Origin of the sequence: Micromonospora globispora (assembly GCF_003857015.1) — a bacterium.
GTDB lineage: Bacteria > Actinomycetota > Actinomycetes > Mycobacteriales > Micromonosporaceae > Micromonospora > Micromonospora globispora.
In genome coordinates, this window is record NZ_QGGF01000281.1 from 1 (window position 1) to 13,105 (window position 13,105).

The 13,105-nt window shown below is 65.3% G+C and carries 10 protein-coding genes; 1 reads left to right on the plus strand and 9 read right to left on the minus strand.

Going from position 1 to position 13,105, the window contains the following annotated elements:
* Nucleotides 1–339: 339 nt before the first annotated feature.
* From DKL51_RS13230 to DKL51_RS13255, 6 genes are all read right to left on the minus strand, one after another.
* Complete coding sequence (locus tag DKL51_RS13230) at nucleotides 340–1,170, minus strand: hypothetical protein (RefSeq protein ID WP_124812099.1); 831 nt, start codon at nucleotides 1,168–1,170, stop codon at nucleotides 340–342.
* On the minus strand, nucleotides 1,154–2,674 hold the full coding sequence (locus DKL51_RS13235; RefSeq protein WP_124812100.1) for a type I restriction-modification system subunit M: 1,521 nt from the start codon (nucleotides 2,672–2,674) through the stop codon (nucleotides 1,154–1,156). The genes DKL51_RS13230 and DKL51_RS13235 overlap by 17 nt, the downstream gene beginning before the upstream one ends.
* Nucleotides 2,667–3,935, minus strand: a complete 1,269-nt coding sequence (locus DKL51_RS13240; RefSeq protein ID WP_124812101.1) for a restriction endonuclease subunit S — start codon at nucleotides 3,933–3,935, stop codon at nucleotides 2,667–2,669. Before DKL51_RS13240 ends, DKL51_RS13235 begins: the two co-directional genes overlap by 8 nt.
* Nucleotides 3,932–6,694, minus strand: a complete 2,763-nt coding sequence (locus tag DKL51_RS13245; RefSeq protein WP_185734791.1) for a type I restriction endonuclease subunit R — start codon at nucleotides 6,692–6,694, stop codon at nucleotides 3,932–3,934. The genes DKL51_RS13240 and DKL51_RS13245 overlap by 4 nt, the downstream gene beginning before the upstream one ends.
* A 318-nt stretch (nucleotides 6,695–7,012) precedes the next feature.
* A complete protein-coding gene (locus DKL51_RS13250) occupies nucleotides 7,013–7,549 on the minus strand; it encodes a hypothetical protein (protein ID WP_124812102.1) in 537 nt (178 codons plus the stop codon).
* Nucleotides 7,550–7,587: 38 nt separating this feature from the next.
* Nucleotides 7,588–7,782, minus strand: coding sequence for a hypothetical protein (locus tag DKL51_RS13255; RefSeq protein ID WP_124812103.1), 195 nt, complete (start codon nucleotides 7,780–7,782; stop codon nucleotides 7,588–7,590).
* 1,359 nt (nucleotides 7,783–9,141) lie between these two features.
* Here DKL51_RS13255 and DKL51_RS13260 point away from each other — a divergent pair.
* Nucleotides 9,142–9,852 (plus strand): hypothetical protein, encoded by a 711-nt coding sequence (locus DKL51_RS13260; protein ID WP_124812104.1) that lies wholly within the window; start codon nucleotides 9,142–9,144, stop codon nucleotides 9,850–9,852.
* Between the two features lie 205 nt (nucleotides 9,853–10,057).
* Here the strand turns inward: DKL51_RS13260 and DKL51_RS13265 are convergent, their stop codons facing one another.
* The 3 genes from DKL51_RS13265 to DKL51_RS13275 all read right to left on the minus strand — a co-directional run bounded on the left by DKL51_RS13265 (nucleotide 10,058) and on the right by DKL51_RS13275 (nucleotide 13,095).
* Nucleotides 10,058–10,864 (minus strand): tyrosine-type recombinase/integrase, encoded by an 807-nt coding sequence (locus tag DKL51_RS13265; protein ID WP_207786247.1) that lies wholly within the window; start codon nucleotides 10,862–10,864, stop codon nucleotides 10,058–10,060.
* Between the two features lie 330 nt (nucleotides 10,865–11,194).
* Nucleotides 11,195–11,380 (minus strand): helix-turn-helix transcriptional regulator, encoded by a 186-nt coding sequence (locus DKL51_RS13270; protein WP_109947778.1) that lies wholly within the window; start codon nucleotides 11,378–11,380, stop codon nucleotides 11,195–11,197.
* Nucleotides 11,377–13,095 carry a replication initiator gene (locus DKL51_RS13275; protein WP_124812105.1) on the minus strand — a complete coding sequence of 573 codons (1,719 nt, stop codon included), beginning with the start codon at nucleotides 13,093–13,095 and terminating at the stop codon, nucleotides 11,377–11,379. The genes DKL51_RS13270 and DKL51_RS13275 overlap by 4 nt, the downstream gene beginning before the upstream one ends.
* Between the last annotated feature and the right edge of the window lie 10 nt (nucleotides 13,096–13,105).

The window sequence follows — 13,105 nt, forward strand, 5'->3', positions numbered from 1 at the left end:
GTAACCGCACCCCCGCGACCGCCGCCAGCTCGCCGACGCCGGCCGGCGTCGGCGAGCTGGCGGCGGTCGCGGGGGTGCGGTTACTGCGCCTCCGGCGGGGGCGCTCCGGCTCCAGGATGGCCGAAGATCGTCGGCGCGGTCGCGGTCCGTGGGTGGTTACAGGTAGGCCATCCCGCCCGCCATCGACCCGGGCAAGCCGAGCAGACCACCGCCCGACCCGCCAGCGCCCGAACGTGCGTCAAGGTCCGCTTGACTTGGCGGGCCGGGCGGCGGCCCGCTCCCACGAGGGCGGGTCGACGGCATACGGGATGGCGGCGTAGCTCCTTTCCGTGACCAAAACTAGGATCGAAAGATGATACGAGACATGCCGCCTTCCCCCACAGTCTCGTAGGCGAGCCTCCCTAATTCAGTCACGCTGACCCGGGGGCCGTCCTCATCACCGAGGATGCCTTCGTTGAAGAGATCCCCCATAAGTGACGTAACGACGCCGCGCGGTAAGCCCAGCTGTTTCGAGAATGCTTCCATGTCAATCGTGATATTGTGCCACAAATCTGGAGTGTACTGACGTTGCAGTCGTGCGGCGGAATTAGTGATACTTCCAGCAACGACCCCGGAAATGGACACGCCTCCAGAGATTCCGCCACGCTGGTCAGAGGCCGAGCGAGGCTTGGCCGAGCCCGCAATGCCCAACTCCTTTTCTCGTGGGCGCTCCTCAACCAGTCGGCGCTCCTCTGGCTGATGTGATTTTTTCTGCTCAACTTCCACAGCCAAAAGACAAATGGACCAGAACACGCGTATGTGTGGCGGCCGCAGTTTCCCGAACTTCTCCAACAAAAACGACACTATGTCGATTGCTGCCGGGTCATTTAGCGCACTCGCCACAAAATGAGCGAACGTATTGCGGTAGACGTCATCACTTTGGCTGGTGATAGCTCGGAGACCGTCAGCGAATACGTCACTAAAGGCTCCGCCTTGAGCTACAGATTCAATTACCTCCTCTTCTTCAATATCGGCGGCGGCCGCAACCGACTCTAGGTACTCGTCAGCTCGGTGCTGCCAAGCACGCTTGAAGGCCATTGCGATCTTGCCGCCTGGCAGGAAAGCTCCCGTGCCAACCTCGACGCTAATTGAGATCTCGCGGTCATCCTTCCGCTCAAGCTCTGAGCCCATCCAATAACCCCCTCGGGGACACCTGGGTTTGGTTCTCCGCCTTCTCAAGAGCAGCGGCCACAGCCTCGAACTCCGCCAGCGCCGCGGTCAGATCCTCTACGATCTCCCGCGCAATTACCTCGGGGCCCGGCAGGTTGTCCATGTCCTCCAAGGACTCGTCACGCAGCCAGGTGATGTCGAGGCTGGCCTTGTCGCGAGCGATCAGATCCTCGTACGCGAAGGCCTTGAACCGCTCAGCCTCCACCCGCTCTAAGCGCGGCTTACCAGGTGCGTAGCAGGAGACGAAGTCGTCTAGGTGGTGGCGGCGCAGCGGGTTCTGCTTAAGCGTGAAGTGCTGGTTGGTGCGCAGATCGTAGATCCACAGTCGCTCGGTCCACGGCCGCTCGGCGGCCGGCTTCTTGTCGAAGAACAGGACGTTGGCCTTCACGCCATTGGCATAGAAGATACCGGTCGGTAGGCGGAGCATGGTGTGCAGGTCAAAATCGCGCAGGATTCGCCGGCGCAGCGCCTCGCCGACGCCCCCCTCGAACAGCACATTGTCCGGCAGGACAACAGCGGCTCGGCCGTTGATGTCCAGGATCGTGGCGATGTGCTGCAGGAAGTTCAGCTGCTTGTTGGCCGTCGTGACGACGAAGTCCTGCCGCTCGATCTCATGCTCCTCGCGGCCCTCACGACCGTCCGCACCCACCATGGTTAGCGAGGACTTTCGGCCAAACGGCGGGTTGGAGAGGATCACTGAGTAACGGCGGCCTGGGTCGGCGATGAGCGCGTCCTTGACCTCGATCAGGCTTTCCCCGTTTGGGGTACCGATGCCGTGCAGCAGCAGGTTCATCGCTGCCAGCCGGGCCGTGCCATCCACCAACTCAACACCATGCACGAACGAGTCGCGCAGGTGCTCCCGCTCGCTTGGAGTGAGCGTCTCGGCATGTTGGGAGGCGTACTCATGCGCCGCTAACAGGAAGCCGCCCGTGCCGGCCGCCGGGTCCACCACCGTGTCCCGGACGGTCGGCTGTATGCAGTCGACCATCGCATGCGTCAATGCCCTTGGAGTGAAGTATTGGCCAGCCCCCGACTTGATGTCTTCCGCACCCTTGGAGAGCAGGTCCTCATAGGCATCGCCCTTGATGTCGGTGCCTGTTGCCGACCAGTTCTCCTTGTCGATCAAGTCGACGATAAGCCGCTTGAGCTTGGCCGGATCCTGGATCCGGTTCTGCGCCTTCCGGAAAATCGTGCCCAGCGTCCCCGGCTGCTTCGCGAGGCCTTCGAGGATGTGACGATAGGTAACCTCCAGGTCGTCACCATCGGCGTCCAAGAGTCGTTGCCAGGAACACTCCGGCGGCACGATGCGCTCGGGCTTGAGCGGTCGGGTCTCCCGCTCGTGGGCCATCTTTAGGAACAGCAGGTAGGTCAGTTGTTCGGTGTACTCGATGGTGCCGACTCCGTCGTCGCGCAGCACATTGCAGAACGACCACAGCTTGTCCACCAACCGGCGCGCATCAGACACCTGCCATCTCCTCCACTTGGTTCATGTCGCCGACACGGCCTGTAAGTCGGCCTGAAAACGCCGCAGACAATAGTGAACGCTGTAGTACCTCACGGCGGGTCGCAATGACTGACAATTCGGAGCGCAGCCGGGAGAGCTCGTAGGATTGAGCAGTCAACGACCGGACCACCTCATCACGAAGAGTGGAAGACTCGGGGAGTGGCAACGGGATATCCTTGATCCCCTTCATGCCGAGACGCTGTCTTCCTACACCATGCACATGGGCGGCGGCCCAACGCTTCGCTCTTGATGAGCGGCAGGCATAGACAGCCCACATGGGGTCAACGTCTGGTCTTGGCCGAATCCGAATGCAGTCGGCCTTCACTATTGCTGGTCCGCCGAGATCGGGCACGACCGCGGCCCGTGGCAACTGATCCCCGAGAGAAGCTAAAACCAAGTCCCCGGGTCGTACGTCATGCGCGATGAGACTACGATAATGGTCGAGGCTGATGAACGCGTCGGCCTCGCGGAAGACACCGTCGCCAATGTTCTGCAACCGAACGACCCTGGCGCCGGCGTCCGTGTAGTGTGCGCTGGTCAAGTTGGAACCAAACGGGCCGTCGGTAATGGAGCGGCGCTCGCTTGAGGCGATGTCCCCGAGGCTAACGACAGGCCAACCCTCTTCGTCGGCTCGACGCACGAAGACGTCGTCGATTATCGCTCGCTCAAGCAGGGCAATCCGCGAAATGCACTGGGTGACTGCATGGGTCGCGGCTTCTAGGCGTGACATATGGTCTTCGACAATGTCGGCAAGTCGCCGCTGGACGCCCTCGGGGGGTACAGGAACGGGCAGTTTGTCCAGCGCGCGTCGGTTGATCTTAGGCAAAACCGTTCGCGCCTGTTGACCCGCTGCTCTGCGAGTGAATTCAGGGGTGAGCATCCACCACTTGAGGAATCGTGGGTCCAGATTGGTCGCTATCGGGTACATGTCGGCGCTGCATAGACCGTCGAATCCGGCCACGATAACCTTCGCCAGATATGGCCTGATCTTCGAATAGAGCACCTGTCCCGCACTAAACCGATGCTTCGGGCTCGTAACGCCATCAGCGGCGATTGTGCGGAACGGAAGCAAGCGACCACTAGCAGATTCAATGTGATTCGGGGCGATATGAGGCGCATCAGGATAGAGGGCTGGATCCACGAGGTCGCTGGCGACTCGGGCGACGTTACTAAACGTGCTCCAGTGCCAATCCAACGGCAAGGGCCAAGGTGCATCAGTCACGCCGTCAGCTCCGTGTTGAGCTGGTAGAGGAGGCTAGCTGCCGTGGGACCGAGGTCTCGGATGGCGCCATCGATCCCGCCTCGTTCGGTGAAGGGTGCGTTGTCCAGGTCGTCCGGGCTGATGCCCGCCGACACAGCGATCACTTCGACCATCCGATCCAGCCACCATCTCTCTGTCTTGCTGAAGGTTGCTCCGGCTTGTTGCTGCTGGAGCAGCCAGGCAGCGTACCGCTCCCGGACTCGCTCGACGTAAGGCACCAGCCGTTCGTCCTCGCCGACGGTGAACCGAATGAGCGACACCAGGTCCGTGAGGGTGTGCCGGTCGCTGTGCCGGACGTGGTCGGCGTCGAGGGCCTGGTAGGCGGACCAGAGCAGATCGGGGGTCCAACTGCGCGGCGGCCGGCCGATGCGCTCGGCCAGCTCCTTGATATCCGTGAACGATATGCGCCGCTCGCGGGCCTCGGTCAGCAGCTGGATCGCGGTGATTTCATCACGGTGCTCGTCCAGGTAGGCCTCCCACGACTCGACGATCGAGCGGGCGCGGGAGGTGTCGACCACGCCGTATGCGTCGACGAGAGTGTCCACGCTGACCTCGTCGATGATTCGGTCATGGGCTTGGCGCAGTTCCAGGATGCGCTGCCGCAGCTCAGGGTTGCTGGCTAACGGCTTGACTGCCATGTCCAGCAGCTCCTGCACAGCCGCCCCACGGTCGGCGGCGTCGACGGTAGCCTTTGCCTGGGTGTCGGGGTCGACCGCGTCCACCAGTCCGCGCACGATGTCCCGGACCGGCGTGCCGGCGACTTGGTCGAGTTCGACCTGCTCGGCCGGGGTGAGCTGTAGCTGCAGCGCAGCAAGCCGGGAGGCGAGGGTGGCGGTCTCCGCCTCGGTGAGGGTCAGCGCGGCGGCCTTGTCCAGCAGCTGTTTGAGCGAGACGCCCTTCTCGCGGTTGAGCGGCGGGTCGACGAAGTCGTGCTCGGTGACACCGATCGCGTCGACGATGACGAACCGGGTCTTCTCGGTGGCGTCCGGGGTGACCGCCTGAAAGTCGGCAGGGGCGATGGTGCGCGCGCCGCGGCCCTTCATCTGCTCGAAGTACGACGCCGAGCGCACGTCGCGCAGGAAGAACACACACTCCAGCGGCTTGACGTCGGTGCCGGTGGCGATCATGTCTACGGTCACCGCGATGCGCAGGCTGGCCGAGGTGCGGAACGCCTGGAGCTGACCCTTGGGATCCTTGGCGCTGTAGGTGATCTTCGTGGCGAAGTCGTTGCCCTTGCCGAACACCTCGCGGACCGTGGTCACGACCTCCTCGGCGTGGGCGTCGTCCTTGCAGAAGATCAGCGTCTTGGGCACCGTGGTGCGGCCGGGGAAGATCTCGGTGAACAGCTTGTCGCGGAAGGTCTCCAGCACCAAGCGGATCTGCGCCTTGGCAGTGACCGCGCGGTCGAGTTGCTTGCTTGTGTACTCCAGGTCCTCGTCGAGCTGCTCCAGGCGCTGCACCCGGGTGCGCCGGTCCACCTTCGGCACCACGGTTCCGGCATCTATGCGCGAGCCCTGCTCGCTGATTTGGGTCTTGATCCGGTAGAGGTCGAAGTCAACGTTGACTCGGTCGGCGACCGACTGCGGGTAGGTGTACTCGGAGACCAGGTTCTGTCGGAAGAAGCCGAAGGTCTGCTTGCCGGGGGTGGCGGTCAGGCCGGCGACGTGCGCGTCAAAATATTCCAGCACTCCGCGCCACACCCCGTAGATCGACCGATGCGCCTCATCGACGATGACCAGGTCGAACGTCTCCGGCGGCAGATGTCGGTTATAAGTCACGGTCACCGGGGCCTCGGGGACGAAGTTATCCAGCCCGGGGTCGTCCTGGTCGGTGATCTGCTGGCCGGACAGAGCCCGGTATACCCGCTGGATGGTGGAGATCACCACATTCGAGCTACGTAGCATGCCAGCGCCGGTGAGTTTGTCGACGTTGTACAGCTCGGTGAACCGCCGCCCGTCGTCCGGTGTGCGGTAGTTCTGGAACTCCGCCAGGGTCTGGTCGGCGAGGTTGTTGCGATCGACCAGGAATAGAATCCGGGCGAAGCCACCGTGCTTGAGTAGCCGGTAGGACTCCGTGACGGCGGTGTAGGTCTTGCCGGCTCCAGTGGCCATCTGCACCAGCGATCGGTCGAATCGCTGCTGGGCGAGGGAACGTTCGATGCCCTGGATTGCGGTGATCTGTGCCGGTCGTAGCGGCGCCGTGTCCAGCGGCGGCAGTTGGCGCACCTTGGCGCGCCAGGTTGGATGTTCCGGGTCGGTGTCGGCGTCGCGCAGGATCCGCGCCAGGGTGCGCGGCTGCGGGAAGGCGAAGATGCGTCGCGCTCGTGGTTGCGGATCGAAGCCATTGGTGAAGTGCGTCTCCGAGCCGCTCGCCTCGAACACGAACGGCAGCCGCCCGTCCACGGTAAGCGCCTTGAGTCGCACCTCGGCCGGCAGTCCCTCGGCGTAGCGGGCGGACTGCCATTCCACGCCCGAGAGGGTGGTGCCCTCGGGCTTCGCCTCGATCACGCCCACCGCCTTGCGGTCGACGTAGAGGAGGTAGTCGGCCCGGCCGTGGCCCTTGGCCATCACCGCCTCGCGGACCGCGACGCCTTGACCGGCGAACAGGTTCATCGCCTTGCGGTCCTGAACGGCCCAGCCAGCATCCGCGAGCTGGCGGTCGATGAGCAGGCGCGCACGCTGCTCAGCCGCCAGACGTTGATTCCCCGCGATCCCGTCCATTTGGGGGAGAGTCTAAGGCGAAGGTCAAGATCCGGAACATACGCGGAATGACCAAGATTCTGGCCGCGTGTCCCATTGACGTTTCCCCAGCTCCCGTGGCCGTTAGTGGTGGACTCGCCACTGGCTTCCTAAACCGTGTGTCGCTAGCGCGGACCGTGACCCGGCAGGGGCCTAGTGCGGCCCGATGCCGGCGGCTTGACAGGTCCACTACGCTGAGGCCATCGCTACGCGATGCAACGCACCCAACGGGCGGCCTCAGCGTAGTGGACACCGCCGGGCTGAGCTTCCCCAAGCGCCGCCGTTTTCCTCGCGTCGCCCCTAACGCATGTTCGGCGCTACGCTCCAGGTTCTATACAGAACGTGCGGCGTCTCAGCTGCCGTCAACCTGTCGTCCCAGTCAGCGCACAACGGTTCGACACCGTATTCGATGGCTTGGCGAATCACCTGCTCGAAGGTCACCCTCCCGGTCAGCAAGTGCTGCTTCTTGGTCATGACGGCGTTCGGTCGAAGTTGAGCGGTGCCAAGGTGTACGTGTGGACGATCCTCGTGAGACTTCCCGCCAGGGTGCCAGTGGTACTCGACTACTGCCTGGCCCCCAGACTCCTGAAGTGAGTACTCATACCAACGGGTAGTAACCCGAAACGGCCCCATGCCTTCGCGGTCATCTTCGATGATCTCGTATCGCATCCGGGCACGTAGCTCCAGGTCAACGCCACCCTTGAGCCTGACGTAGGCGCCTTCGTCGACGCCGCCCAACAGGAGTAGATGAATCTTGCCGAGCTGGCTGTTGCCGCCACTTGTGCACACGATTTTCGCTCTTGCGACGCAAGACAGCGCGCTCGCGAGCGGGGTCACGAACGCGCTGTATGCGTTATACGGAGTCCGGCCAGGCATCAGGGCAGCAGCATTGCTACCTGCGTGACCCGGGGATCCTCGTCTTCCCTGTACAGCCCAGCCTCCCAGCGCTGGCGGAACTCTGTGGCAGATAGGTTGAGCAGGCTGCGTGCTGCACGTTCCAGCATGCCCTGCTGGTCCTCGGTGGAAATCTCACCGAACTCGATCAACTCGGCGCCGGTCTTCGTGGCCAACTCTGCTGCCCTCCGTCCTCGTCGCCCTTGTCCTACTCCCCAGGATAGGTGCGAACAGCATGACACGCCGGTGTGACGAGTTGTAGTAGTCAAAAGGTGCAAAAGGTGTAGTAATCCTCGGACTGTCTGGTTCTAGCAGTCGTCTTGATGGCCCGGGGCTCGACAGAAGATCAGCGAACGCCGTGATGGGTGACCAGTCTGGCGCCAACTTAGCTGCGCCGAACGGGGTCGGCCCGGGCTATCCATGAGATGGCTGTCGACAGCATCGCTGACAGCAACGACGCCGGACACTGGCGCGCTGATGCGCACTGGCACAGACTCGTTCCCGAGCGTGCGACCGTTCGCAGGCGTGCTCGGGCGCGGTGTACAGAGCTCAGACGGAAGTAGCCACAGGCGTGAGTGAGATGGACCAGTCCGGGCTACTTCTATGCAGCCGGGGTGCCGCGCCAGCGGCATGTTCCTCTTGTAAGTGAGGAGTCGCACCGGCAGTCGCCGCCATGCCGAGTCAGGAGAGAGTCAGCAAACCGCTCGCCGCGCGACGACCCGCTGAGCCTGTGGGGGTGGAAAGGTCCGCAGACGGTAGCCGAACGATGTCTGTCGACGTTGGACAGGCTGTGACAATCTGGGTTTGTGCTGCCACCACCGGGCGCTCACGGTGCGCCAATCGTCGCTGCTGATGCTTTCGATGTTCCGGTGTTCGTGCGGTGGTCGGCGCCGATGAATCCGGGACGCCGCCCACGGGCAAGCCGCATTGACCGGGTCTCAGCCCCCTGGCCTACGGTCGGTGGCGTCCCTCCCACTGGCGAGTATCGGGTGAGCACCACGTGGCGCGACGTAATCGACGCTGCAATATCGGTCGGCCGTGACGCGACGGCCTGGCTAGTGGCAGTTCCAACACTAGCCTGGTCCGAGATTGTGGCTCGTCGGTCACCGCTCATTGCCTACCTGGGTCGCAGCCCCAACTACGGTGGCCAGCACGGCAGCGGTTACATGGTTGAGCCGAACGTGGTGTATCGCGAAGGCACGGAGCGAACGGCTCAGGCGGCCTTCGGGTATCGCATTGGCATGACAATGGCTGAATGGGCCTGCCGTGGACTGATGGGGCTAGGGCCAACAGTGCACGCCGAAGGTCAGAGGCCCCCCGATGCTGGACCGGCCTGGGAGCCGGCGAACGGCCTGCCAGACTTGCTAGGAGCCCATCCTTCGGCTCCGCAAAGATGGTTGATCGAGGCGAAGGGTGCGCGCCGGCTCGGGCGTGGACCGTTGAGGAAGGGTGCGGCGCAGTTATCTGTACCCGGCCTGCTTAACGGGCCACACCTACGGGTCTTGTGCGGCACCAGTCTTGAGCATCGGCTGTTCATGACTATCGATGTCGAGGAGGTGCAGGCTGGGCGACGGATGCGCCAGCTGCGCTCGGCCGACCCGGTGGAAGATGACGATGCGTTGCTGGCGCTGGCACGATCCCGCATGTTGGCCTACCTGGCACTAGCAGCTCTACCGGGCAGCGCGCGGAGCATTGTTCCGGTTGGCAGCGGCGTCGTAGGCCGGGCATCCAGAGGCCCCTCAGGGCTGGTGACTCTACTTGAGACGGACGGTTCGACGTTTGCCGAACGAACGGAGGCTCGCAACGCTGATCTATACCGGCGGCGCTCAGCCAGGCAACGGCTCGACATGCTGACCGGGCTGATCCCAGGCACTGACGTCATCATCGGCATGTCACGAAGACTGTTCACAGCCTGCCGGAACCTGGCGGCATTGCAGGCTGATTTAGCAGCGACGGTGGATGCCGAGCTGCCCATGCAATACGACGAGGACCTGCAGCAGGATGCGCTCGATGAGCGAAGCAACGAGCGGCACCGGCTCTATTGGGAGCATGAGGAAGCCATCGTTCCGCTTGCTCGAGATGCGGTTCGCAGGGGCTTCGCTCTAGGCAGAGGAGCGTCATGGGAGAACCTGCTCGATCAGGAAACGCCGATGCGAACCGATGCTCCGGCTGGGTTCCTCGAAGCAGCGACCGAGGACACCTACTTGGCAGTCGATGCGAGGACTGTGAGAGCTGAAGCCCAATGATTAAGGACGGGCCGAGGCTCCAACCGTCGCCGGCGAGGCGAGCAGCCAAGCGAGCAGCCAAGCCTGCGAACGATGGCGGATATGGACGGACGACAGGGGCGCGCCGAGGAGGACCAGGACCACAACGACCAGCAGCCCGCGACCGACTCGTAATGCGTAGGTCGACGGTTCGATTCCGTCAGGCGGCTCGGTACAGAAGCCCAGGTCAACGACCTGGGCTTCGCCGTTTCCCAAGGTCGAGAACCTCACCGCCAGCGGTGCCAGTCCGCAAATAGTCCGCATCCCGCGCCGCAACCGCCTCGTCCAGCCGGTTGGCGACCGCGTCCAGGTCGTCACCGAACAGGCCCGCGTACACGTCCAGCGTCATCGACGCCGAGGCGTGCCCGAGCATCCGCTGCACCGCCTTGACGTTGGCCCCCGCCGCCACGGCCAGGCTCGCCGCTGTGTGCCGAAGGTCGTGGGGCGTCAGCCCCGCCAGCCCGACCGATGCCGCCGCCGGCGCAAAGACCCGCGACCGGAAGTTGGTGTTGCGCAGCGGCCCGCCGTTCGGCGCGGTGAACACCAGTGAGTCCCGGCGCTTGCCGGCGACGTGGGCAGCCAGCTCGTCGACGAGGAACCGCGGAATTGGCACCGACCGGCGCTGATGGTTCTTCGGCGTGCCCTCGACCAGCTCCCCGCCGACTTCCGCGAAGGCGACCGCCACGGTCACCCGGCGCCGCAGCAGATCCAGCCGTGACACCCGCAACGCCGATGCCTCACCCCACCGCAGCCCGGTGTAGGCCAGGCACCGCACCAGCAGGCCGTAGCGCCCGCACGCCTCCGCGAGCCTCGCCACCTGGTCGTGGTCGAGGAACACCGGTTCCTCCCGCACCACCCGAGGCAGCCGCACGCCCTCTGCCGGATTCCGGGACATGCGGCCATCCCGCACCGCGTGCGCCAGGGCCAGCGACAGCACCCGGTGCGCGTACCGGACCGTTGCCGGGGCGAGCCCGGAGGCAGTGAGCCGCTGCACCCAGGCCGCTACCTCCGCGTACGAGACTGCCGAAAGCGGGATGCCCTCCCACGTCGGAAGGATCTGCCGCCGTAGCGCCAGCTCATACCGTGCCCGAGTCGACGGCTTGAGCTGCACCTGAGCCGCCATCCACTCCGACGCCCACGCGCCAACCGTCACTCGCGCCCGAGCAGGGTCGATCCAGTCGCCCCGCGTGATGGCCGCCTTCGCGGACGCCTCCCACCGCTCCGCATCCGACTTCCGGTCGAAGTGCCGAGCGATTTCCTTCCCGGAGGCGTCTCGGACCCGCGCCCGCCACTTCCGGTCCGGTCGCTTTTGAATGCTCACCGGCTAGGCCGCCTGCTTCGAGAGCCAGGCCCGCACATCGGCCGGGTCGTAGCGCAGATGCCGGCCGACCCGAGACGCTCGCGGCCCGATCCGGCGATACCGCCACTGATAGAGCGTGCTCACCGGCACACCGAGGAAGGTCGACACGTCCTCCGCCGTCCACAGCGGTTCGATGGTCCGGGACCTCATGCTGCTCCCTCCTGAGTCGTGGCAGTTGCCGAAACATCGGGTGGTGCCTGGTTCCGTCTTGCGGCGTCGAGCTGGGCGCGCCATTGGATGCGTTCGGAGATGGCGCGTAGGACCCGATGCCCGAGGGGCGAGACGTCGGGGTCGGTGGGCTTCGCGAGCTCCCACGCATGCCGGACCGCATCCGAGCCAGCCGGGGCGGTGTCAGCGTCGGTGGTGACGCCGAGCAGGGCCTCGACCCACTCGCGTCGGTCGGCCCGGTGGTCGGCGAGGGTCTTGCCGGACCATTGGCGGGAGATGAGGACGCGTCGGCCGCCGATGCCGAGGGTTTCCCGCTTGTGGACCTTGTTCTTGCAGTTGCCCGGCTTCAACCCGGGGCGGGCCTTCTTGGGTTGCACGCCGTAGAGCAGCCAGTTGGCGCACCGCTCCGAACAGGGCGTGTGCCGCAGCTCGGCCCAGAGCCGTTCGAGGTGTGCCCGCTGGCGGCCGGTGGTGACGTCGTGGCAGTCGGCGGCTTGCTTGGTGAGGTACTTGGTGATGTAGCCGACGCACCGGTCTGCGTCCTTGGTGCCGGCGAGCACGCCCTTGGCGTCGACCTGGGTACCGAAGCGGACGACATGCACGGGTTCGGCGTCGGGGTCGGTGTCGATCAGGTCCAGGGCGTCATCCCACGTGGGCAGCAGCTCCCCGGTGTCGGGGTCGGTGTAGCCGCCGGCGGCCGGGTTCCATTGCGGCGCCCTTCCCGGTTCGTAGACCAGCTCGTTGACGGGGGGCCACCACACCTGGTGGTAGGTGGCGGCGGCGACCTGGCGGACGAGGGCGCGGGGGATGGTGCCGCGCATGGCGAAGTGCGCGTGCGGCGCAAGGCGGCGTTGTGGCTCGACCGCTCCGGCGTACTGGACGTTCCAACCCACGGCGCGGCGCAGGTTCTGCCAGAACCGGTCCAGGAGGCGGGGGAAGTGCACGGCGTCCCAGGCGGCCCGCCGGTAGTCGTAGCTGTCGGGGTCGACCGGCGTTCCGTCGGAGTGGACGCGGCCGTAGGAGTCGAGGGTGAGGGTGAGGAACATCGACGGCCGGAACACCTGCCCGCCGTGCCCCTCGAAGGTGCGCCCGATGGTGCGGTTCTCCACGGGCAGGCGGGGTAGGTCCGGGGCGTCCTGTCGCCGCTTCGTGGAGCGGACCCGGCGCTTGCCGTCGCCGTCCTCTTGGTCGTCGGTGGCGTGCGGTGGTGCCGGGCGGCCGCGCATGCCTTCGGTGGTGATCTGGCTTTCCAGTTCCGCGATGGCGTCGTCCAGGTCCGCGACCTGATCCCACTGCGAGGCGCGGGCGGCTTCGTCGCGGGCGAATTCCAGGTGGGCGCGGGCGACGATGAGGCCGCGTTGGGCGTCGGTGGCGGGTTGGGGTCCGGGGTCGGGTTCGTCGTCGCGGTGCCAGCCTTCGCGGATCTGCTGCTGCCGCAGCCGGCGAGCGCGTTTGGCGCAGGCCGGGCACTTGGCTTCCTGGGTGGCCCCGCAGGGCATGTCGATGACCTCGGTCTGGCCGCTGTCGAGGTCGGTGCGGCGCAGGCTGACGGGGCGGGTGCAGACGCCGTAGTCGGCGGCGAGGTCGGCCACGACGTCGACGGAGCGGGGCATGAGCATGCGGGCGGCCCGGGAGCCCGGCCGCGGCTCCACCACGGGGGCGGGGGCGAGGCCGGGCAGCGTCGGGGTGAGGGTCATCGGCCCACCC

What these genes read in the sequence shown, in the direction of transcription:
- DKL51_RS13275 (WP_124812105.1), bottom strand. Translation starts at nt 13,095, where the DNA reads ATGACCCTCACCCCGACGCTGCCCGGCCTCGCCCCCGCCCCCGTGGTG.
- DKL51_RS13270 (WP_109947778.1), bottom strand. Translation starts at nt 11,380, where the DNA reads ATGAGGTCCCGGACCATCGAACCGCTGTGGACGGCGGAGGACGTGTCG.
- DKL51_RS13260 (WP_124812104.1), top strand. Translation starts at nt 9,142, where the DNA reads ATGACTATCGATGTCGAGGAGGTGCAGGCTGGGCGACGGATGCGCCAG.
- DKL51_RS13230 (WP_124812099.1), bottom strand. Translation starts at nt 1,170, where the DNA reads ATGGGCTCAGAGCTTGAGCGGAAGGATGACCGCGAGATCTCAATTAGC.
- DKL51_RS13245 (WP_185734791.1), bottom strand. Translation starts at nt 6,694, where the DNA reads ATGGACGGGATCGCGGGGAATCAACGTCTGGCGGCTGAGCAGCGTGCG.